Below are 22,551 nucleotides of genomic sequence, written 5' to 3' on the forward strand. Positions count from 1 at the left end.
AAAAGTCTGTATACTTTAAGCGATAATATTTTTAATTATCTCTAATGTTCAATAGGGAAAATAAGGAAATTGATAACAAATAAGGCTTTCAATTTTTATTAAAATAAAAATAAAAAAAATGTGGTTTTTCTGCGGAAATTATAAAAGGGTTATGGGTTTTGAATATTAAATTATTGTTTCTGTAATAATAGTTAAAAAGAAATCCAAATAATAATTGTATCTTTGCAAAAATTTTAAAATATTTAATGAATTTATTTACGGAAACCAATTTAAGTCCTGACATTCTAAAGGCGATTGGCGAACTGGGTTACGAAAGCCCGACAGAAATCCAAAAACAGACTATCCCTTTCATTCTTTCAGATATTCGCGATCTAATCGCACTTGCGCAGACAGGGACAGGCAAAACAGCAGCGTTTTCGCTTCCGATTTTGGATATGATTGACGAATCGAGTCGCAAAATCCAATTATTGGTGCTTTGTCCGACACGAGAATTATGTCTTCAGATTACAAAAGACATAAAAAATTATTCTAAGTACATGAAGGACATCAAAACTACAGCAGTTTATGGTGGAAGCAGTATTATGGATCAAATCAGATCTTTGAAGGATAAACCGCAGATTATTGTGGGAACTCCTGGGAGAGTAATTGATTTAATTAACAGAAAAGCGTTAGACTTTTCAGCAATTCATTGGTTGGTTTTAGACGAGGCTGATGAAATGCTTTCAATGGGTTTCAAAGACGAATTGGAAACAATCTTGAGTGAAACACCGGAGACAAAACAAACTTTCTTATTCTCTGCTACAATGAGCAAAGAAGTAGAAAGAATTTCTAAAAATTATCTGGATAAACCACACAGAATTTCTGTAGGTTCTATTAACGAGGTTAAGAAGAACATTAAGCATGAATATTATGTGGCTGGATACCGCCAGAAAAAAGAGGCTTTGAAGAGATTAATTGATTCAAACCCTAACCAGTATTCAATTATCTTCTGTAGAACAAGAATGGAAACTCAGGAAGTTGCTGATTTCTTGATGCAGAATGGGTATGCGGCAGATGCACTTCATGGTGATCTTTCTCAGGCTCAGAGAGATACGGTAATGAAGAAGTTCAGATTGAAGAACATTGATATTCTTGTAGCAACAGACGTTGCAGCAAGAGGATTGGATGTAAACTCTCTTACTCACGTTATCCACTATTCTTTACCTGATGATCCGGAAGTATTCGTTCACAGAAGTGGTAGAACGGGTAGAGCAGGAAGAGATGGTGTTTCAATTGCTTTGATTAAGCCTGAAGAAAGCAGAAAATTAAAACAAATCAAATCAGTTACCAAAATTGAGATCAATGAAGCCAAAATTCCAACAGGAGAAGAGGTAATCAAAGCTCAGGTGGGTGGTGTTTTTGAAAGTCTTTTAGAAGAGCATGAAGATTTCTTTGAATTTGATGATTCTTTGATTCCTGATCTTTCAGCGTTTACAAAAGAGGAATTGGTTCACAAGTTACTTCAGTTCCAATTGAAGGATTTGGCAGCTTATTATAAAGACAGACACGATCTTATCGAGCAGAAGCTGAGCAGCAGAGATGACGATGGAGGCAGAAGAGACAGAAGAGATCGTGACAGAGGTAGAGACCGCGACAGAGGTGAAAGAAGCGAGAGAGGTGACAGAAGAGAGCGTGGTGGAAAACCAAGAAGAAAAAATGAAAACATGGTAAGATTCTTCTTTAATCTTGGTAAAAAAGATCAGTTGAAGAAGCTTGATGTTTTGGATATCATCAACAAAGCGACATCAAACGGTAAAACGAAAAAAAGAGCGGAAATTGGAGATATTGAGATTTTAGAGAAATTCTCGTTCTTTGAAGTGGAAAAATCGTTCAAAGGAGACCTTTTGAGCAATATTCAATCCATGAAATTCAGAGGTAAAGATATGAGGGCTGAGGAAGCTAATTAAACTCATATTCAATAATATAAACCGGCCTTAGAGCCGGTTTTTTTGTATGCTAATGAAGTGTGAATCCAATGTTAACAAAACTTAATATTATATAGTTTCAGGTAAGGTGGTTTTTTAGGAAATTTGCAGTCAAAATTATAAAAACTTTACAATGGGAATTGGTAATATTTTCCACGCTTTTCAACCGAAAGATAAAATCTTTTTTGTGCTTTTCGAAAAAGTAACAGAAAATCTGGTAGCAATGTCTGAGGAATTCAATCACGGAATTAAAGATTTCGATCTTAACGATGATTCTATGTTGAAAAAGATGAGCGATTATGAGCATAAAAATGATGAGCTTACTCACGAGATCTTCGTGGAGTTAGGGAAAAACTTCATCACTCCTTTCGACAGAGAAGACATCCACACGTTAGCAACAGGATTAGATGATATCGCAGATTATATCTACGCATCCACAAAATATATCTTCCTTTACAAGTCGCCGGAAATGAAGGCGTATTCAGATTTCTCTTTATTGATCCATAAAGCATGTCTCGAAATCCAGAATGCCATGAAAAACCTTAAAGGGTTTAAGAACATGGAGCAGGTAAAAGAAGCTTGTATAAAAGTAAATTCTATTGAAAACATCGCAGACGACCTTCTTTCAAATTCTATGGTAGAGTTGTTCGAAACAAACGATGCGATTAACATTATTAAAATTTCATCTGTACTTAATTATCTGGAAGTAGTAACTGACAAGGCTGAAGATGTTGCCAATACGATTGAGAACATCATGATTAAATATGCTTAATTTAATAATTATAATTAAACAATGGAATTTCCGATTTTACTTATAGTTATTATTGCTTTGGCTTTGATCTTCGATTACATTAACGGTTTTCACGATGCAGCCAACTCAATTGCGACTATTGTTTCTACAAAAGTTTTAACTCCGTTCCAAGCCGTTCTTTGGGCAGCACTTTGGAATTTTGCAGCTTTTTTCATCGCTGCATATATTATCGGAGAATTTAAAATTGGTAATACAATTGCCAAAACAGTTAATGAAAATTTTATCAATCTTGAAGTAATATTTTCAGGTCTGGTTGCAGCCATTGCCTGGAATCTGTTAACATGGTGGTTCGGTATCCCGTCGTCATCATCCCATACCTTAATTGGCGGGTTTTTAGGAGCTGCTTTAATGCATGCTTTTATGATGGATTACCATGATGTTTCTGCAGCACAACCTGCTTTAGGAACCTGGGCTACTTTAAAAGAAGCCGCTCATCAGGTAACCACGCAGAGTGTAGTGAAATTTGATAAAGTAATTCCTATTTTCCTGTTCATTTTCATGGCACCGATTATAGGGATGGTTATTTCAATCATTATTACATTAATTATTGTTCACCTGTACAAGAGATCAAACCCTCACAAAGCAGACCAGTCTTTTAAGAGATTACAGCTGGCTTCTTCAGCACTGTTCAGTCTGGGGCATGGCTTGAATGATGCTCAGAAAGTAATGGGTATTATTGGGGCAGCAATGATCTATTATCATGTGAATATGCTTCAGGATCCTGTATATCTTAATATTGAATCTGCAGGTCGTTTCGACTATTTTGCAGAGCACTATATCTGGGTGCCTTTGGTTTCTTTCATCGCCATTGCATTGGGTACAATGAGTGGAGGTTGGAAGATCATTAAAACAATGGGAACCAAAATTACAAAAGTAACTTCATTAGAAGGGGTAAGTGCCGAAACAGCAGGTGCTATTACTTTGTTTATTACAGATCACTTCGGTATTCCTGTTTCTACAACCCATACGATCACCGGTTCTATCATCGGTGTTGGTTTAACGAAAAGAATTTCTGCAGTAAGATGGGGAATTACCGTAAGCCTTCTTTGGGCCTGGGTTCTTACAATCCCTATTTCAGCTATTGTGGCAGGGCTTACGTATCTTGTCGTAGCATTTTTATCCTAAAAATAAATTTTTTCAAAATAAAAAAAACTTTGCTCAATTGAGCAAAGTTTTTTTTATTTAAAATGGTTTAGTGAATATTTAATTTTTAATGGTATTGTTTTATTTATATTTTACTATAATCTGTTTATTTATGATTAATTATTGTTTTAGTACGATTTATTTGTAAATTTCTAAATTTGTTTACAGATAAAATACATTAAAATGAAAAACAGATTTATTTCTTTATTGACATTGCTTACTATTACGTTTGGTTATAGTCAGGTAGGAATTAATACTCAAAGTCCTCAAGGGGTTTTCCATGTGGATGCAGGTAAGAATAATAATGAGACCGGTGCTCCCACTATCGATCAGCAGGCAGATGATTTCACGATATTAAAGTCGGGAGACGTAGGCATAGGAACTACTGCTCCTACCGCCAGATTGCATATCGTCTCAAAGTCCGGTTCTGTAGTTAGAATAGAAGACGGTACTCAGGGGGAGAATAAAATATTAGTCTCTGACAGTGATGGAAATGCTTCCTGGCGCAGTTCTTCAGCAACCCGGCCTGTTGTTTTCGGAGTGCTTCCTGGAAGTACGCCAAACGTCACGAGTTCCACGGATGTTTATCTCAATACAAATATTACGCTGCCACCCGGTAGTTGGATGGTATCTATGGGAACCACCGTTTGGAAGGCGGTTGCTAACACAGCTGCTTCGTGGTTTATCTTTACGCTTGCTGATAGCGCAACTGCCTATGCTGCAACAGCAGATGTCGATACCGCCCATTCTGGCGCTCAGATCGGAGTTTTAGGGGCTCCAAACAGTAATACATTTTCTTTTGGCAGTGGAAGTCTAGCAATTACTAACAGCGGTACATCCAATAAAACGTATTACTTGTGGGCAAGGCGTGTTGAGGGTGATGCAACGATGAGATCTCCGATGTCTTCATCTGTACTTGAAAGATATTTTTATGCGATCCCAACTAATTTTTAATAAAAAAGAGTATTTAACAGAATCAAACTTTTTTAATTATGAGTTAGCAAATATATAAATTCAATAGTTTTATTTTATTTAAAAAAAAGCATTAAAATGAAAAGCAAATTATTTTCTATACTTGCATTGCTTATTATTAAGCTTTGCTTAGGTCAGGTAGGACTTAATACCCAAAATCCTCAAGGTATTTTCCATGTAGATTCCGGTAAAAATAATAATGACTCCGGCGTTCCGACGCCAGATCAGCAAGGAGATGATTTCACCGTATTAAAATCGGGAGACGTAGGAATAGGAACTACAGATCCTTCTGCCAGATTACATATCGTTTCAACGTCTGGTTCTGCGCTGAGAATTGTAGATGGGAGTCAGGGTGAGAATCAGATATTGGCATCCAATTCCGAGGGCTATGCCTCGTGGATAAGCTCTACAGCGGCCAGAAAAACAATTTCAGGTACGATTCCGGCAAGCTCCGCTATTTTGTCATCTAATTCCTTTGTATACCTGAATGCAAATATTATACTGCCACCGGGTAATTGGCTTGTGATGTTGGGAACCACATTAGTTAAAGCTTCTGAAGCTCCTTCTGTATCTTGGATTCACTTTGCATTATCAAATAGTGCTACCTCATTCAGTAATACTGCGGATATTGATTTAGCTCGTTCAGGAAGACAAATGGCATCGGCCTCTGCCCCTTCAGGAAGTAAATATTCTTTTGCCAAGGGCGTATTGTGTGTAAGAAATTCCGGAACAGTGGATAAAGCCTATTATGTATGGGCGAGACGCAGTGATGGTGATGTGGTTATCAACGGAATATTGTCTTCTTCAGTAGAAGAACGATACCTTTACGCCATTCCTGTCAATTAGTTTTACTCCCCAAAAATTGATTTTGTGATTTACAATAAAGTATGATATCTTAATGTAAAGGTTAGAATCAATTTTGGAATTTCCTGGATAGTGTACAAGTTAGAGTCTTTACAGATCAATCAGAATAAATTTCAGGTTGGGTTTTCTTAAAAAGCGCAAAGATTTTATCAACGATAAATTGATCATCAGCATAATAAACGAAAATATTTGATTTTCCCCCTACGTCCTAAAACAGAATATTTTTATTAAATCCCGGGTCTTTGCGTTTTGCCAATAAACTTGAACACGCTCTAAAATAATTATCAAAATCTTATTAAAGTGTTTGGACTTTCATTGACTGTCTAATTCTGTTTAAAATATGCAATTTAAAATCTTAACTTACTGAAAACGGTTATCATTTTTATTTTATAAAGCCCTGAAAAATTGTATTTTTGTTAAAACTATTAGAATTTATGGAATTTTTAGACAGATACCAACAAATTGTAGCTGATGCCATTGCCAGATATACTTTTAAAGATAAGCCTACAGAACTATATGATCCAATGAATTATATTATTTCTCATGGTGGAAAACGTCTGCGTCCGATCATGGTTTTAATGGCTTGTGATCTGTTTGGGGGCAATTTAAAAGAAGCCATCAAACCTGCTTTGGCCATTGAGTTTTTCCATAATTTCACCCTGATCCATGATGATATTATGGATGAAGCGCCTTTGAGAAGAAATAAACCAACGATTCATACCTTACACGGAATCAATGTTGGAATTCTTTCGGGAGACGGATTAATGTTGAAAGCGTATAAGTTTTTCGAAGATCTGGAGCCGGAAATTTTTAAGGCTTGTATCAGAATTTTCACGCACACCGGATTACTTTTGTGTGAAGGTCAGCAATATGACATCAATTTTGAAACTCAGGATAATGTGACTTTTGATGATTATATCAGAATGATTACCTACAAAACAGGTGTTTTAAGTGCTTCTTCATTTGAAATTGGTGCAATGATCGCAAAAGCGGATTTCAAGGATGCTAAGGCTATCTTTAACTTTGGAAAACATATTGGTATAGCCTTCCAGATCATGGATGATTACCTGGATGTATTCGGAGATCAGTCGCAATTCGGTAAAAAACATGCGGGCGATATTTACGAAAATAAAAAAACGGTATTATACCTTTTAGCGCGTGAACATGCCACAGAAGAGGAGCTGAAGGAGCTGGATTATTGGTATTCTAAAAAAACCGATAATATCGATAAAGTATACAACGTTGAAAAAATCTTCAGAAGAACAAAAGTAGACGAAAAAGCATTGCGTTTGATCGAAAAACACAACGAGATTGGTCAAAGCTATCTTCAGAAAATTGATATTCCGGAGGAAAAGAAAAAACCGTTTGCAGAATTGGCCAACTATTTATTGAGAAGAGAGAGTTAAATTAGGTTATAGTTTATAGGTTGCAGATCACAGTTTCCTGCAACCTATAAACTGCAATCTCATACCTACACAATGAAATTCAGGACAGAAGTTATTTTAAAAGAATCGGTAAAAAAAATAGAGGTTGAGGATAAAATATTTTCAATAGGTTCTTGTTTTGCTTCAGAAATGTCGGATTTGTTTCTGCAAGGGCAGCTTCAGTCGATAAACAATCCGTTTGGGACTATTTTTAACCCGTTTTCGATTAATAATTCCATTAAAAGGCTTCATGATTCAGAGTTTTATGTAGAGGAGGAATTAATTACCTTTAATGATGAATTTATTTCTTTGGATCATCACACCAGTTTTGATACGCGATATCTTCACCAGACTTTAGACAAGATTAATACTAAAATTGTTGAAGGAAATCAGTTTCTTCAGGAAGCTAATTGGATAATTATCACTTATGGAAGTTCATTTATTTATGAATTTGTTCCTAAACAAAAATTAGTGGCTAATTGTCACAAAATTCCGCAAAAATTTTTCGAAAAAAGATTATTGACCTATCAGGAAATATCAGAAGCTATTTACAATACCATTCTGAATTTGAAGGATATTTGTGTTGATGATGTTCAGATTTTATTTACGGTTTCGCCAGTTCGTCATACAAAAGATGGAATTGTTGAAAATCAATTAAGTAAGTCTAAATTAATTACTTCTATTCACGAGATGATCGATGGTTTGGATTATTGCCATTATCTTCCGGTTTACGAAATACTGATGGATGATCTTCGGGATTACCGTTTTTATAAAGAAGATATGATTCATCCCAATAACCAGGCGATTAATTATATTTTTGACAAGTTTGGGGAAGCTTATTTTTCTGATGAAACAAAAGAATTTATCAAAGAAAATTTTAAAATTTATACAGCTTTAGAACACCGGACGAACGACGAAAAAGATCCTAAATATATCGAATTCAGAGAAAAATTAAGTAAAAGAATTGAGGTTCAGCAACAAAAAGTAAAGCATTCGATATTTAAGGTTTAAAGTTCAATGTTTAATGTTATTTGTTGGAATGATTGATTTTACTAAACTTGATTATTTAAAGGTCGGAAATAATAGACAAAGAAGGGCTTATGAACTTATTACCAAGCAAAGATTCTTTGAAAAGATGGACTTCTATTCGCCGATTCTCGCGGGAACTGTCCCGATTGAAATTGATATAGAAGGAAGTGATCTTGATATTATTTTTGAACTTGATTTTAGATTCGAAGAAGATTTTTTGGAGGATTTAATGTTCAGTAAATTTATTCCAAATGATAGAGATATTAAAGTTGAATATCCAATTATCAACGGAGAAAAATGCATTATCATCAATTTTATACTGGAAGATTTCCCCATCGAAATTTTTGGTCAGAATAAACCAACATGTAAGCAAAATGCTTATCTTCACATGATCGCCGAACACAAAATATTACAGGAAAAAGGAGAAGATTTTAAACAAAAAATAATAGAATTAAAGAAAAAAGGGATTAAGACGGAACCTGCTTTTGGAATATTGCTTGGTTTAGAAAATCCTTATGAAGATCTATTGAAAATGTAAATAAAAATGATTGATACACATACCCATCTCTATGCAGAAGAATTTGATGAAGACCGAAAAGAGACTATTCAAAGGGCTTTAGATAAAGGAATTACAGAGTTTTATCTTCCTGCAATCGACTCAGAATCTCATGAAAAGATGCTGCAGCTGGAAGCAGAATATCCCAACCAGATTTTTTCGATGATGGGTTTACATCCCTGCTATGTAAAGCCCGAAAGTTGGGAAAAAGAACTGGAAACGGTTAAAAATTATCTCGATCAACGCGCTTTTCCCGCTATCGGAGAAATCGGAATTGATCTTTACTGGGACAAAACCACCCTTGATATTCAGGTAAAAGCTTTTGAACAGCAAATCGATTGGGCTATTGAAATGGATTTACCCATTGTCATTCATACCCGCGAAAGTTTTGATGAAACGTTTGAGGTATTGGAGAGAAAGAAACACCCTAAATTAAGAGGGATTTTTCATTGTTTTTCAGGAAATTTGGAACAGGCAAAACACGCCATTGACCTTAATTTCATCCTCGGAATTGGTGGAGTAGTAACCTTTAAGAATGGTAAGATTGATCAGTTTTTAGATCAGATTCCATTAGATAAAATTGTTTTGGAGACGGATTCTCCTTATTTAGCACCAGTACCCCACAGAGGAAAAAGAAATGAAAGTTCATATCTCGATCTGATTGCCGGAAAATTAGTGGATATATATAACATTAGTCTTTCTGAAATTGATAGAATAACCACGGAAAATGCAAAGAAAATATTCGTTAAAATTTAAAATAAAAGCCTTCCAAATCGGAAGGCTTTTATTTATTTCTTTCTCGTGAAATTTTTATTCTTCGGTTTTTTAAAACCAACCGAAGCTCCCGCAGAAGCTGGCTTTTTATTTCCTCCTCTTGAAGAAGAACCCGGTCTTTGTGATTTGGGTCTTTCAGAACCTGCAGAAACAGGTTTATTATTAGAATCTCTTTTCTGAGCCACAAGATTGTCTGTATGGAAAGGATGATCCTTAACAATAGGAATTTTCATCCCGATCAGTTTTTCGGTATTTTTAAGGTTTAATAAATCTAAACCATCCACAAAAGAGATAGAGTTTCCTTCCACACCTGCTCTTCCTGTTCTTCCGATTCGGTGAACATAGGTCTCAGAAACATCGGAAAGCTCGTAATTGATAACAAATTTCAATTCATCAATATCAATTCCTCTGGCCGCAATATCTGTTGCTACGAGAACTCTGGTTTTACCAGATTTAAAATTATTCAGCGCGTTCTGACGGGCGTTCTGGGACTTATTTCCGTGAATAGCTTCTGTTGAAATCCCGTCTTTCTGAAGTTTTCTTGCAATCTTATCCGCTCCGTGCTTTGTTCTTGAAAATACCAAAACAGATTCGGAGATATTATTCTTTAAAATATGGGCCAAAAGATCCAGTTTATCTTCTTTTTGCACAAAATAAACCGACTGATTGATGGTTTCAGCGGTTGAAGAAACAGGAGTAACTTCTACTTTTACCGGATTATTTAAAATTGAATCTGCCAGTTTTTGAATCTCTGTCGGCATGGTTGCCGAGAAAAATAAAGTCTGTCTTCTTTGAGGTAAAAGCTTGATGATTCTTTTCACATCATGCACAAAACCCATGTCAAGCATTCTGTCGGCTTCATCTAAAACGAAAATTTCAAGATTTTTTAAGCTGATGATGCCCTGTGAAATAAAATCTAATAATCTTCCTGGCGTTGCTACTAGAATATCAACTCCTTTTCTTAAAGCAGCTTCCTGATTTCCGGGTTTTACACCTCCAAAAATCACTAAATGTTTTAAAGGTAAATATTTTCCGTAAGCCTGAATGTTTTCTTCAATCTGTATCGCCAGTTCTCTTGTTGGAGTTAATATTAATGCTTTAATATTTCTGTTTGACGTTTTATTTTTAGAAAGGTTCTGTAAAATAGGAATGGCAAAAGCCGCAGTTTTTCCTGTTCCTGTCTGGGCGCATCCCAAAAAGTCTTTACCCTGTACAATTTCAGGAATCGATTTTTCCTGAATGGGCGTTGGGTTGGTATATCCTTGTTCCTGAATTGCCTTTGCAATAGGTTCTATTAAGTTTAGATCTGTAAAATTCAAATGAATTGTTTTTATAATTAAATAAAAATCCCTTCAAAATGAAGGAATTATGTTTGCAAAGGTAGCGTAAATATTTTTAAGCGAATTAATTCACTTTTGTCCATTGTTGATTTTTTCTCAATTCTTCGAAAAATTTGTAAACTGCTGAAAGTTTTTCACTTCCACGCTTACCGTAATCTTCTACATTTTTAGAACCTCCATCTGCAAAATTTACTCTTAAATAAGATGTCGGAAGATCGGTAATATTCTTTTCACCATATTTATCTTTTAAATTTTTTACATCTAAACCATTCAATAAAGTGATTAATTTATTATAATCTGCTTCTTTAATCGTTCCTTTAAAAGTTCCTTCTCTAGGTTTAGAAAATTCATCTTTTGAAGGTTTGTCATTAAAATTAAAGTGTTCTGCTTCAAAAACAGCCGTTCTGTCTGGATTAATGGTCATTTTAAAAACCGGACAAAACCCAAAACATGGAGTGGCCTCATATTCTATTTTCGAGTATTTTGATTTCATATTCTGTGAATTACATGAAAATAATAAAATAAAAGCGCAAAGACCGAGTAAATATTTCATAGTTTAAATTTGAATCTTGTCTTTCAATAATTGTTCCAAATCCTTTGTTAATAAAAGTTTCAGAAGAAATTTAATATTGGAAAAGACATTTAGGATAAATTTTTGTTATTTTGAAGATTGTAATACTACACATCTAATATGTACAATTTTTTAAAGTCGGTCGCTAAAAATATTATTCCTCAAAAAGCCCTTATTGAAAATGAAGAAAGGTTTAGAAGACTTTTAATTCCTTTTTATAAAGGTAAAAATAATGAGTGTACTATTTGCAGGACGAGATTGAAAAATTTTGCACAATTGGATAATGGAAACCTTCTTTGTCCTATTTGTGGAAGTCTTTCCAGAACAAGAAGACTTTATAAATTATTAAATGATGAGTTTTTACAATCTAAAATGTTTTTTTTAGATTTTTCTCCTTCGAGAATGCTGTATAAAAAATGGAAGAAAAGGAATGATATTCATTATTTTCCAACGGATTATGAAAATGAATTTTTATCTGATTATCATTATGATATTACCAATATTAATACTGAAGAGGAGAAGTTTGATTTGATTGTCTGCTATCATATTCTGGAACATATCATTGAAGATAGAAAAGCTATGAGCGAATTACACAGGGTTTTAAAAACGGGTGGAAAGGCTCTTATTCAGACCCCTTTCAAGGATGGTGAAATATATGAAGATTACTCAATTACCACAGAAAAAGGCAGATTGAAGCATTTCGGACAGGAAGATCATGTGAGAATTTATTCTGTGAAAGGATTGGAGTCAAGATTAAAGGAAACTGGTTTTAATGTGGTGGTAAGAACCTTTTCGAAAGATAATTATTATGGGTTTACTCAAAATGAAAAAGTTTTGATTTGTACGAAATAATTTAAATAAAAAATCCGCCCCAAATTATTGAGACGGATTTATATTTAAAAAAATCGTTCTGAATTTTATCCATGCAATTGCTTCCAGATCGCATCTTTCAGTTCTACAAGACCTTCTCCAGTAACGCCTGAGAAAAACAAAGGCTGCTTGTTTTCAGGGAATTCTCTGGAAATTTCCTTCTTCAGTTCATCATCCAGAAGATCTGCTTTTGAAACAGAAACAATGAAATCTTTATCCAGTAATTCAGGATTATATTCTTTCAATTCATTTTCTAAAATTTTAAACTCCTGGAAATGATCTTCAGAATCTGCAGGAATTAAAAATAATAAAATTGAATTTCTTTCAATATGTCTTAAGAATCTGTGACCAAGACCTTTACCTTCCGCTGCACCTTCAATAATCCCCGGAATATCTGCCATTACAAAAGATTTGTAATTTCTGTAATCAACAATACCTAAGTTCGGAGTTAAAGTGGTAAATGCGTAATTCGCAATTTTTGGTTTAGCTGCAGAAACAGAAGCTAATAAAGTAGACTTTCCGGCATTCGGAAAACCTACAAGACCTACATCAGCCAAAATTTTAAGCTCGAAAACCACGTAACCTTCCTGTCCGTCCATTCCCGGTTGTGCAAATCTTGGAGTCTGGTTGGTAGAAGATTTGAAGTGCTCATTTCCTTTTCCTCCCATTCCTCCTTCCATCAGGATGATCTCCTGACCGTCTTCCATGATTTCGCCGATGATCTCTCCATCTTCATTTTTAGCGATAGTCCCGATCGGAACTTCAATATAAACATCAGCTCCGTAAGCTCCGGTCAACTGGTTTTTTCCTCCGTTTTCACCACGTTCTGCTTTTACGTGACGGGTGTAACGAAGTGGAAGTAAAGTCCATTCATTTCCATTTCCTTTCATAATGATGTGTCCGCCGCGACCTCCGTCACCTCCATCAGGACCACCTTTAGGAATATACTTTTCGCGGCGAAGATGGGCAGAACCTGCACCTCCGTGACCGCTTTTACAATGAATCTTTACGTAATCTACAAAATTTGACATATTCTTTAGTTGTCAGTTAATGGTTGTCAGTTGATTGGTGAATACGATCAACCATCAACTATCAACTGTTTTTATTTTACTTTTTCTACTTCAGCGAAAAGTTTTTCAGAGATCTCGTTGATTTCGCCAACGCCGTTGATCTCTACATATTTACCTTGTTGCTTGTACAATTCGGCTACTTCTGCTGTTTTTGCGTAGTATTCTTTAATTCTGTTTTCGATGATCTCAACGTTACTGTCATCAGATCTTCCGCTGATTTCACCTCTTTTCAGCAGTCTTTCAACTAAAAGAGTGTCTTCAACAACTAATGATAGACAAACATCGATCTCATCATTCAGTTCTTCTTTTACAATCTTTTCCAAAGCTGCCGTCTGAACTGCTGTTCTTGGATATCCGTCGAAGATAAATCCTGCAGCATCCGTCGGTTTTCTGATTTCGTCAACCAGCATATCTGTCGTTACCTGATCCGGAACCAATTCTCCTTTATCGATGTAAGATTTAGCCAATTTCCCAAGCTCAGTATCATTTTTCATGTTGAATCTGAAAAGATCACCTGTTGAGATTTGTTTTAAATTAAATTTCTCGATTAAGTTTTGTGCTTGAGTTCCTTTTCCACTTCCTGGAGGGCCGAACAGAACAATGTTTATCATAATGTTGTTTTGCTTCTGGCAATTGGCAACTGGCTTTTGGCTTTTTACCTTGAGCTTACATGCTTTTTAGCCTTTAGCGTTTTTAAGTTATTATTAAATTTATTTCTTTATTTTACTTTTTAAGCTAAAAGCTATCAGCTAATAGCCAACAGCGTTTAATGGTTGATTTGTCCGTCTGCTAATTGATACAAATTCGGTAGGTTTCTTCCTAACTCATCGTAATCCAATCCGTATCCTAAAACAAATTTGTTTGGAATTTCTTTTCCGATATAATCCAACTGGAAATCTTTTTTATAAACTTCAGGTTTCAATAAGAATGAAGCGATTTTTACAGATTTCGGACGTTGCGTTTCGTTAAAATATTTGAAAAGACTTTCAACCGTATTTCCTGTATCCACAATATCTTCTACAAGGATGATGTGACGGTCTTTTACGTCCTTCGTTAATTCCATTTTCTGGTAAACGATTCCTGTAGATTCAGTTCCTGCATAAGAACTCATTTGGATAAATGCAATCTCACATTCTCCTGGATAATGCTTCAAAAGGTCTGAGAAGAACATGATCACTCCGTTCAAAACCCCAATGAAAACAGGAACTTCATCCTTATAATCCTCATAAATTTTTAAAGCCGTAGCTTTTACAATCTCCTGAATCTCGGCGTCCTCCAAATAAGGAACGAAAGTTTTGTCGTGAACTTTAATACTCTCCATAAAAATTTTTAGTAGGCTGCAAAGTTAAGGATTTTTGATGAAAGTTTTTTATGAGTTTGATTGGGTTTGTGTTTTAGGGTTTTAGAGTATTAGTGTCGGAGAGTTTTAATGTTGGAAAGTTTTTTTCTGTATGTCATTCAGAACGAAGCGTAGCACAGTGAAGAATCTATTTTTAACACAAAGACCACAAAGTTTTGTTTAAAATTATTGTGTATATTTTTCGTTCGCAAAGGCGTTTCACTCAGCAAGGATATTACAGCTTGAAAAATTCCCCTCCTTTGGAGGGGTGGCGAAAATTTCAAAGAAATTTTTGACGGGGTGGTTTTATTTCCAATGTTTTCACTTTACAGTTTTCCATTTCATTTGTTATTCCGTAGGAATCTAAGCAAAGTATTAGAAAGGTTTAGGGAAAGATTCGCGCCCAGATTCCTACGGAATGACAAACTTTGAAATAAGTTCAAACTTTGAAAAAATGACCAAAACCCTAGCCCCGATTGCAGTGGAAATCCTTTTTTGAAAAAAAAGATTGTAACGGAAAGCGGGAAATAGCTTCTTAAAAAAGAAAGGAAGATGGAGGATGGGAGCTGGAGGTTAATATAATTGAGAATATTAGATTTCTTCATCGTTGAAATGACAAACTAAATGTTTTGATATCTTGAAATATTTAAAAATCACTATCTTTGCCACTCACAAAACCCAAAACAACAGGATGTAGGATACAATTTCTTTCAGATTTTATAGACAATAACGAGCGAAGTTATTGCAGTTTTAACTTTAACTATAGAAAGAAATTATGTTTTTTTTACACCATATATCCTTTGGGTTTCCAGCGGGGAATCTGCTTTTTAATTCTATCAACTTAACGATACCTTCACACTCAAAATCGGCTTTGGTCGGGAGTAACGGCATGGGAAAATCTACCTTGCTGAAAATCATGGCGAATGAGATTGAACCTTTGGAAGGAACTGTCGGTAGTCAGGGTGATTTATTTTATGTTCCGCAAATGTTCGGGAATTTCAATGTTTTGACGGTTGCGGAATGTTTGAAAATCGATAAAAAACTTAAAGCCCTTCAAAAAATAACGAATGGGGAAGTGGATGAAATTTATTTTGAAATATTGAATGACGATTGGGACATCGAAGAACGTTGTCAACAAGCTTTACAATATTGGAAACTCGAAAATTTAAACTTAAATCAAAAGCTGGAAAGTTTGAGTGGCGGACAAAAGACGAAGGTTTTTCTGGCGGGAATTCAAATCAATCAGCCTGAAATTGTTTTACTCGACGAACCGACGAATCATCTTGATCTGGAAGGTCGGAATCTGTTGTATGATTTTATTGAAAAAACAAATTCAACGGTTGTGATTGTGAGTCATGATCGTACTTTGTTGAATTTGGTTAATACGATTTTTGAATTGAGTAATCAGGGAATTTCGACGTATGGCGGAAATTATGATTTTTATGCCGAACAAAAAGAAATTGAAAATGGAGCTCTGCAAAACGATATTCATTCCAAAGAACGGGCGCTGAAAAAAGCGAAAGAAAAAGAACGCGAAACGATAGAACGAAAGCAAAAATTGGATGCAAGAGGAAAAGGAAAGCAGGAAAAATCGGGCGTGGCGAGAATTATGATGAATACGCTGCGAAATAATGCCGAGAAAAATTCTTCGAAACTAAAGTCTGTTCATGCTGAGAAAATCAATGATATTTCGGGTGATTTACGGGATTTGCGTTCGTCGGTGAGAAATGCGGATCAGATGAAAGTGAATTTTAATGATTCCAATCTGCATTCAGGGAAAATTTTGGTTTCGGCGGAAGAAATTAATTTTAAATATGACCAAGAAAATCTTTGGAAAGAAAACCTCAATCTTGAAATCCGAAGCGGAGATAGAATTTCTATTAAAGGCTCGAACGGTTCGGGGAAAACGACTTTAATTAAGCTTTTGTTGGGAGATTTTCAGCCTTCTGTCGGAACGATTTCGAGGGCTGATTTTCAGACGATTTATATTGATCAGGAATATTCTTTGATTGATAAACAGGCAACGGTTTATGATTTTGCACAACAGTTCAACGATAATGCTTTGCAGGAATCTGAAGTGAAAACCTTATTGTCAAGATTTTTATTCGGAAAGGAAACCTGGAGCAAAAAGTGTGATGTTCTGAGCGGTGGAGAACGCCTGCGACTTCTTCTGTGCGGACTTTCCATCAGCAACAAAGCTCCCGATATGATGATACTCGATGAACCGACAAATAATTTAGACCTCCAAAACGTGGAAATTCTGACGAATTCTATTAAGGATTATCATGGAACTTTGGTGGTGATTTCGCATGATGGGGTGTTTTTGGAGGAGATTGGGGTGAGGAGTGAGGTTTTGTTGAAATAACAATTTATATTATATAAACGTCATAGGTTTCTAAAACCTATGACGTTTTGTTTTATTCCTTCAATAATATTTATTTGGATAGATATTTTTCATGAAGTCTTTTAAGAAAAAGATTGCGATTAAAATTTTCAATAAACCCAGAATTTTCACCTTTTTTTAATTCGTTGATTAATATTATTTGGTTTTTCATTTTTTAGAAATTTAAGAATGAATAGATTAATGAGTTATTTGCTCTTTTTTTTGATGAAGTTTATAAATCCAGATAACCAAAATATTCATTGGGAGGAATATTTAGATTGATAAAACTAAAATTGGGTTTTTCTCTTTCTTCTTGAAGAAGATTATAAATTTTAATACTTTCTGTGTCGGAAGATAGATAATAAATGATATTTTTTATACATCAGCCTGAGAAAATAGTTTGGAATCGTTTGGAATTACATTTCTTTCCAATAGTTTTAATTTTCCTTTTTTTGTGAAAACTATTTTAGCAATTTCTCCTGTTTTAGTAGCATGATTTAAATTAAATGGGAGAATAGCCAAATTTCTTAGAGGTAGTTCTGATATTGAGCCTCCAACACAATATTCAGCAATTGAAATTGTTGAAATATACATTTTAATATCATTGCTTAGAAAGTATTTATAATATTCTAAAGCATTTTTAAATAATGGATCAGCATCATTTAAAAATTTAATAAAGAAACTTGTATCTAGTAAAACTCCATTAACTTTCATAGCTTCCTCTTATTTGTCTTAACCATTCATCTGGATTAATATTCGAAAGCCAAGATTGTTTTGCCTTGTCTCTTAATTTTTGCAAATAACCCTCATCAAAAACGGGATTATAATCAATCAATTCAATAAACTCTAAATTTGTAAAATCAATTTCTCCGTTTTCTGAATGTTGGTTCCCCTTGGCTCTGATTCCTAAAGATTTGTACAAAATATTTTCCTCTTGCTGTTGTAGGAACGAAATAGGAGTTTGAATTCTCACTGTTCCATATTCATCAGTCAATAGATGAATATTAGCTTTATCTTTGCCGCCTGCATTCGTTATTTTTCCATAAAAATAAAATTCAGCTTCAGCCCAAATTGCTTCAGTTCTTTTAAAGTCAGAAAATTTGTCAATCCGAATATTATTCGAACCTTCAAGTGATGTAGTAATGTCGAGTGCAAAATCCTTTTTTGTTGCTAACTCTTGAAGGCTTTCAATAGCTTTAGCTGTTGCTAAATCTAAATAATCAATTGTATTAGTTTGGGAAATTAAGCCTAATACAGCATTAAAACTAACTATATATTGTATTCCTGTTTTAAAAATATTTCTGACAGAACCTTCTTTAATAGTATAAGAAATTAGGGGTCTGTTTTTTTTATCTCCGGAGTATAATAAATCATCAACATTATTTAAAATAGAAATTACCTCCTTGATATCAAAGTTATCTGGGTTTATATCTACATTTCCAAATTTACCGGAAACTTTTATTTCTATGTAACCATGTTTTTCCACTAAACAAAAGTAAACAAAATTTCATTTCAAAAGAAAATACAAAATACCTTTATAATTTTGAAATTAATGACCCCAACCCCATGATTTCCACCTACCCAAAAATAAAATCCACCACAAATTTGCGCACCCAATTTTTTAAAAGTAATTTTGCATGAATCTAAAATAAAAGTAAAATATGTCAACTTACGTAGTTGTAGGTCTTCAGTATGGAGATGAAGGTAAAGGAAAAATCACGGATGTTTTATCTGCAAAATCAGATTACGTTGTACGTTTCCAGGGTGGGGACAACGCGGGTCACACGGTTTATGTAGGTGAAGAGAAATTCGTTTTGCACCTTCTTCCATCGGGAGTTCTTCAGTGCAAAGGGAAGTGTATCATTGCCAATGGAGTAGTGGTAAATCCTAAATCTTTCATTAAGGAGGTGAATCAGATCGAGAGCAAAGGTCTTAGAACTGATCACATTTTCATCAGCAGAAGAGCGCATGTGATCATGCCTTACCACATTCTTTTGGATACTTACCGTGAAGAAGAGCACGGAGGAACGCAGATCGGAACGACGAAAAAAGGAATCGGACCTTGCTATGAAGATAAAATTGCAAGAGTAGGTATCAGAATGATCGACCTTCTGAATCCTGAAATTTTAAGAGACAAAATCGAGAAAAACTTAAAAATTAAGAATTCTCTTTTTGAAAAATATTACGGAAAACCGACATTAGACGTTGAAGAAATTTACAACGAATATTTAGAAATCGGAAGACAGCTTCAAGACAGAATTGTTGATACGGAACTGGAATTAAACGAAGCGATTAGAGACGGTAAAAATGTTTTATTCGAAGGAGCGCAGGCTTTAATGCTTGATATCGACTTCGGAACGTATCCATATGTAACTTCATCTTCTCCATCTACAGGTGGTGTTTGTTCAGGAGCGGGAGTTCCTCCAACATCACTTCAAAACTTAATCGGTGTGGCAAAAGCATACTGTACAAGAGTTGGAAACGGTCCTTTCCCTTCAGAACTAGACAACGAATTAGGAGAAAGCATCAGACAAATTGGTGGTGAATTCGGAGCTACGACAGGAAGACCAAGAAGAACAGGTTGGTTAGACCTTGTTTCTCTGAAGCATGCTTGTATGATCAACGGAATCAATAATTTGGTAATTACGAAATTAGACGTTCTTACAGGAATTGAAAACCTAAAAGTTGTGACTCATTACAAAACTGAAGACGGAAAAATCATCGATTACTTCACTTCTTCAACAGAGAAATTGTACAACTACGAACCAATCTACCAAGATTTACCAGGTTGGAAAGAAGACATTACAAAAGCAAGAAGCTACGATGAACTTCCACAAACGGCTCAGGAATACATCGAGTTTATCGAGAAGTATTTAGGGATCAACGTTTATTTGGTATCTGTTGGCCCTGAAAGAAGCCAAAACATCATCAGAAAAGAATTATTCTAAGGAATATTTTTAAATAAATTAAAAGAGACTGTCAGTTTGATGGTCTCTTTTTTTATGTCATTACTAAAAGCGAAAATCTTTATAAGACTAAAAACTAATAACCATTAACTATCAACCACCAACTATTTTAAGAAGCTATTTCCGGCTTTCCACTGTATCTTTTGGGTTACGGGCTCCGCTTCGCTCTGCCCGCAACCCAAAAGGATGTCGTTTCAATCCGGGCTAGCGTTGTAGTCATTCATTTAAAATTAGGAATATTTCACCAAGCTTGTCGTTCCATACGATTCCAAGGATCCGTTTAAAATATGATGGAAAGATTCTTGCCGAAATTCTTATTAAATAAAAAACTGAATGTTTCTTGCTGAATAATAATTTCAATAGGCAATTATACTTTGCAAGTGAAAAATAAGACTTCATAAAATTCATCATTAATGATTCAGAATTTATTTTTTCCAATGCCAAACTTGAAGATTCTGATTCCGTAAAACTCCAATTACGATAAATTTAAAAAATTACCTCTCAACCTACCCATAAATTTATAAATTCAGTTGTTAATGTGCTTTAAATTAGGTTTTTAATAAAATATTGGCAATAATTTTGAACTTACAACATCGAATATCGATGATTATTATTATCAGAGTTAATCGTCAATTTTTTTAACAGTTTAAATATTTATAGTGATGAAACAACTAGAAACAAACCAGGAATTTCGTTTTAATGAAATCTTATTTGAGCACAGAAATAAAGAATATGGTGCCTATGTTTTAAGAAACGAATCAGACAAAATTTTAACCAAAGCACTTTTTATCGGAGTGAGTTTATTGGCAGCAATTTCAATTTCTCCGTTAGTGATGTCAGCTTTTGAAAAAGAGGAAGCGAGAGTAACTGTAGAACCTGTTTATCGTCCTTTTATTATTGAAGATACTCCTTTGGAAAAAGATCCGCCAAAAGAGATTGTAAAGCCGGTTCAGCCTGTTGCTCCTCCAAATGTGAAGCAGTTTGATAGTTCTGTTCCTGAGCCCAAAAAAGATGCAATTGAAAAACCTGTGGAAAAGATTCCTGAAGATGCGGTGGCTGGTTTAACGAATAATTTCAAAGGGGAGCCAGTGAAGGATACCTATCTTCCACCACCTCCGATCATCGGAAACGGTCCTGTCGTTCCTCAAATTCCGGTAGCGCAGCCTCCTACAATAGATAAAAATGCAATTGTTGGCGGAAGTGAATTGGCGGTTGAAGCTTCTTTTGAAGGCGGTATCAACTCATTCAGAACTAAAGTGATGAATAATTTTGATGGTTCAGGTATTGAAGGAAACGGCGATGTATTGAAAACTACAGTAACCTTTATTGTTGAGATCGACGGAACGATTTCTGGGATCAAAGCCAATGGTGCAGACGCAGATTTCAACAGTGAAGCGATGAGAACGATTAAATCTATTTCCAACAAAGGAAAATGGAAACCGGGTAAAAATAAACAAGGCGAATCGGTAAGAAGCTATTTTAAATTTCCGATCTCGATGCAGTTTGAATAATTAATGTGAAATAAATTTTGGCAGTTATCCACAAAGATTTTTTTTTGTGGATAATTTTTTTTATTCTTAAATTGCTTGTTAACAATATTTTAACTCAATATTCGTTTTACCCGTTCATGGAGAGCAAGGAAAAATGTGTATTTTTGAATCTTAAAGTTCGAATAATGGCAAAAATCATAGGTATCGCTAACCAAAAAGGAGGAGTAGGTAAAACTACAACGGCTGTAAATCTTGCTGCCGCGCTAGGAGTATTGGAGAAAAAAATACTAATTATAGATGCTGATCCACAGGCAAATGCAACGTCGGGATTGGGTGTAGATAATGTTCAGTATTCCACTTATAATTTGCTGGAACACAGTGCTGAAACCAGAAGCTGCATCAAGCAGACGGCAACTCCGAATCTGGATATTGTGCCTTCTCATATTGATTTGGTAGCTGCAGAGATCGAGCTGGTAGACAAGGACAATCGTGAATATATGCTTAAAAAAGCATTGGAAAGCGTAAGGGATGATTATGATTATATCATCATCGACTGTGCTCCGAGTTTAGGTTTGATTACGGTAAACGCCCTTACAGCGGCAGATTCTGTGATTATTCCTATTCAATGTGAGTATTTTGCTTTGGAAGGACTTGGAAAATTACTGAATACGATTAAAAATGTTCAGAAAATTCACAATAAAGACCTTGATATCGAAGGGTTGCTTCTGACGATGTACGACAGCCGATTAAGATTATCTAATCAGGTAGTGGAAGAGGTGAATTCTCACTTCCCGGAAATGGTTTTCGAAACTATTATCAGCAGAAATGTGAGATTAAGTGAGGCGCCAAGTTTTGGAGAAAGCATCCTGAATTACGATGCCGAGAGTAAGGGGGCGGTTCAGTACATTCAGTTGGCAGAGGAAGTTCTGCTGAAGAACGAGAAATTAGTTAAGAATTAAAATTAGAATTTAAGCGGGAGGTATAA

Annotated in this window: 21 protein-coding genes; 14 read left to right on the plus strand and 7 right to left on the minus strand. The window is 34.9% G+C overall.

Annotated features, from left to right (window positions below):
• The first annotated feature begins 245 nt into the window (after positions 1 to 245).
• The 9 genes from VUJ46_RS20745 (at position 246) to VUJ46_RS20785 (ending at position 9,519) form a co-directional block, all read left to right on the plus strand.
• Complete coding sequence (locus VUJ46_RS20745) at positions 246 to 1,946, plus strand: DEAD/DEAH box helicase (RefSeq protein ID WP_326982570.1); 1,701 nt, start codon at positions 246 to 248, stop codon at positions 1,944 to 1,946.
• Positions 1,947 to 2,097: 151 nt separating this feature from the next.
• Positions 2,098 to 2,736: a DUF47 domain-containing protein gene (locus tag VUJ46_RS20750; RefSeq protein WP_267405118.1), complete on the plus strand. Its 639-nt coding sequence runs from the start codon at positions 2,098 to 2,100 to the stop codon at positions 2,734 to 2,736.
• Between the two features lie 21 nt (positions 2,737 to 2,757).
• The gene (locus VUJ46_RS20755) at positions 2,758 to 3,900 is read left to right on the plus strand and encodes an inorganic phosphate transporter (protein ID WP_326982571.1); all 1,143 of its coding nucleotides are present in this window, start codon (positions 2,758 to 2,760) and stop codon (positions 3,898 to 3,900) included.
• Between the two features lie 225 nt (positions 3,901 to 4,125).
• The gene (locus tag VUJ46_RS20760; RefSeq protein WP_326982572.1) at positions 4,126 to 4,872 is read left to right on the plus strand and encodes a hypothetical protein; all 747 of its coding nucleotides are present in this window, start codon (positions 4,126 to 4,128) and stop codon (positions 4,870 to 4,872) included.
• Positions 4,873 to 4,968: 96 nt separating this feature from the next.
• The gene (locus VUJ46_RS20765) at positions 4,969 to 5,736 is read left to right on the plus strand and encodes a hypothetical protein (RefSeq protein WP_326982573.1); all 768 of its coding nucleotides are present in this window, start codon (positions 4,969 to 4,971) and stop codon (positions 5,734 to 5,736) included.
• A 452-nt stretch (positions 5,737 to 6,188) separates the two neighbouring features.
• Positions 6,189 to 7,160, plus strand: a complete 972-nt coding sequence (locus VUJ46_RS20770) for a polyprenyl synthetase family protein (RefSeq protein WP_326982574.1) — start codon at positions 6,189 to 6,191, stop codon at positions 7,158 to 7,160.
• Positions 7,161 to 7,232: 72 nt separating this feature from the next.
• Positions 7,233 to 8,189, plus strand: a complete 957-nt coding sequence (locus VUJ46_RS20775; protein WP_326982575.1) for a GSCFA domain-containing protein — start codon at positions 7,233 to 7,235, stop codon at positions 8,187 to 8,189.
• A 13-nt stretch (positions 8,190 to 8,202) separates the two neighbouring features.
• Positions 8,203 to 8,745 (plus strand): DUF4269 domain-containing protein, encoded by a 543-nt coding sequence (locus VUJ46_RS20780; protein WP_326982576.1) that lies wholly within the window; start codon positions 8,203 to 8,205, stop codon positions 8,743 to 8,745.
• A gap of 6 nt (positions 8,746 to 8,751) precedes the next feature.
• Entirely contained in the window at positions 8,752 to 9,519 is a 768-nt protein-coding gene (locus tag VUJ46_RS20785; protein ID WP_326982577.1) for a TatD family hydrolase, read from the plus strand.
• 32 nt (positions 9,520 to 9,551) lie between these two features.
• Here VUJ46_RS20785 and VUJ46_RS20790 read toward each other — a convergent pair whose 3' ends face one another.
• Complete coding sequence (locus VUJ46_RS20790) at positions 9,552 to 10,856, minus strand: DEAD/DEAH box helicase (RefSeq protein WP_326982578.1); 1,305 nt, start codon at positions 10,854 to 10,856, stop codon at positions 9,552 to 9,554.
• 85 nt (positions 10,857 to 10,941) lie between these two features.
• Complete coding sequence (locus VUJ46_RS20795) at positions 10,942 to 11,430, minus strand: DUF6438 domain-containing protein (protein ID WP_326982579.1); 489 nt, start codon at positions 11,428 to 11,430, stop codon at positions 10,942 to 10,944.
• Between the two features lie 138 nt (positions 11,431 to 11,568).
• Here VUJ46_RS20795 and VUJ46_RS20800 point away from each other — a divergent pair, with 138 nt between their 5' ends.
• Positions 11,569 to 12,300 carry a class I SAM-dependent methyltransferase gene (locus VUJ46_RS20800; protein WP_326982580.1) on the plus strand — a complete coding sequence of 244 codons (732 nt, stop codon included), beginning with the start codon at positions 11,569 to 11,571 and terminating at the stop codon, positions 12,298 to 12,300.
• Between the two features lie 65 nt (positions 12,301 to 12,365).
• On the opposite strand, the gene obgE is transcribed toward VUJ46_RS20800, so the two are convergent.
• The 3 genes from obgE to VUJ46_RS20815 all read right to left on the minus strand — a co-directional run bounded on the left by obgE (position 12,366) and on the right by VUJ46_RS20815 (position 14,709).
• Positions 12,366 to 13,349 carry a GTPase ObgE gene (gene obgE, locus VUJ46_RS20805; protein WP_326982581.1) on the minus strand — a complete coding sequence of 328 codons (984 nt, stop codon included), beginning with the start codon at positions 13,347 to 13,349 and terminating at the stop codon, positions 12,366 to 12,368.
• Between the two features lie 71 nt (positions 13,350 to 13,420).
• Positions 13,421 to 13,999 carry an adenylate kinase gene (locus VUJ46_RS20810; RefSeq protein ID WP_326982582.1) on the minus strand — a complete coding sequence of 193 codons (579 nt, stop codon included), beginning with the start codon at positions 13,997 to 13,999 and terminating at the stop codon, positions 13,421 to 13,423.
• Positions 14,000 to 14,154: 155 nt separating this feature from the next.
• The gene (locus VUJ46_RS20815) at positions 14,155 to 14,709 is read right to left on the minus strand and encodes a phosphoribosyltransferase (protein WP_326982583.1); all 555 of its coding nucleotides are present in this window, start codon (positions 14,707 to 14,709) and stop codon (positions 14,155 to 14,157) included.
• A 793-nt stretch (positions 14,710 to 15,502) separates the two neighbouring features.
• Between VUJ46_RS20815 and VUJ46_RS20820 the strand changes: the two genes are divergently transcribed.
• Positions 15,503 to 17,092: an ABC-F family ATP-binding cassette domain-containing protein gene (locus VUJ46_RS20820; RefSeq protein WP_326982584.1), complete on the plus strand. Its 1,590-nt coding sequence runs from the start codon at positions 15,503 to 15,505 to the stop codon at positions 17,090 to 17,092.
• A gap of 393 nt (positions 17,093 to 17,485) precedes the next feature.
• Here the strand turns inward: VUJ46_RS20820 and VUJ46_RS20825 are convergent, their stop codons facing one another.
• Together VUJ46_RS20825 and VUJ46_RS20830 are read right to left on the minus strand one after the other, a co-directional pair.
• On the minus strand, positions 17,486 to 17,824 hold the full coding sequence (locus VUJ46_RS20825; protein WP_326982585.1) for a hypothetical protein: 339 nt from the start codon (positions 17,822 to 17,824) through the stop codon (positions 17,486 to 17,488).
• Positions 17,814 to 18,596, minus strand: a complete 783-nt coding sequence (locus tag VUJ46_RS20830) for a hypothetical protein (RefSeq protein ID WP_326982586.1) — start codon at positions 18,594 to 18,596, stop codon at positions 17,814 to 17,816. Before VUJ46_RS20830 ends, VUJ46_RS20825 begins: the two co-directional genes overlap by 11 nt.
• A gap of 175 nt (positions 18,597 to 18,771) precedes the next feature.
• Here VUJ46_RS20830 and VUJ46_RS20835 point away from each other — a divergent pair, with 175 nt between their 5' ends.
• The 3 genes from VUJ46_RS20835 to VUJ46_RS20845 all read left to right on the plus strand — a co-directional run bounded on the left by VUJ46_RS20835 (position 18,772) and on the right by VUJ46_RS20845 (position 22,525).
• The gene (locus VUJ46_RS20835; protein ID WP_326982587.1) at positions 18,772 to 20,058 is read left to right on the plus strand and encodes an adenylosuccinate synthase; all 1,287 of its coding nucleotides are present in this window, start codon (positions 18,772 to 18,774) and stop codon (positions 20,056 to 20,058) included.
• A 680-nt stretch (positions 20,059 to 20,738) separates the two neighbouring features.
• The gene (locus VUJ46_RS20840; RefSeq protein WP_326982588.1) at positions 20,739 to 21,587 is read left to right on the plus strand and encodes an energy transducer TonB; all 849 of its coding nucleotides are present in this window, start codon (positions 20,739 to 20,741) and stop codon (positions 21,585 to 21,587) included.
• 164 nt (positions 21,588 to 21,751) lie between these two features.
• Positions 21,752 to 22,525, plus strand: coding sequence for a ParA family protein (locus VUJ46_RS20845; protein ID WP_326982589.1), 774 nt, complete (start codon positions 21,752 to 21,754; stop codon positions 22,523 to 22,525).
• Positions 22,526 to 22,551 lie beyond the last annotated feature (26 nt).

Origin of the sequence: Chryseobacterium sp. MYb264, assembly GCF_035974275.1 — a bacterium.
In the GTDB taxonomy this organism is placed as follows: domain Bacteria; phylum Bacteroidota; class Bacteroidia; order Flavobacteriales; family Weeksellaceae; genus Chryseobacterium.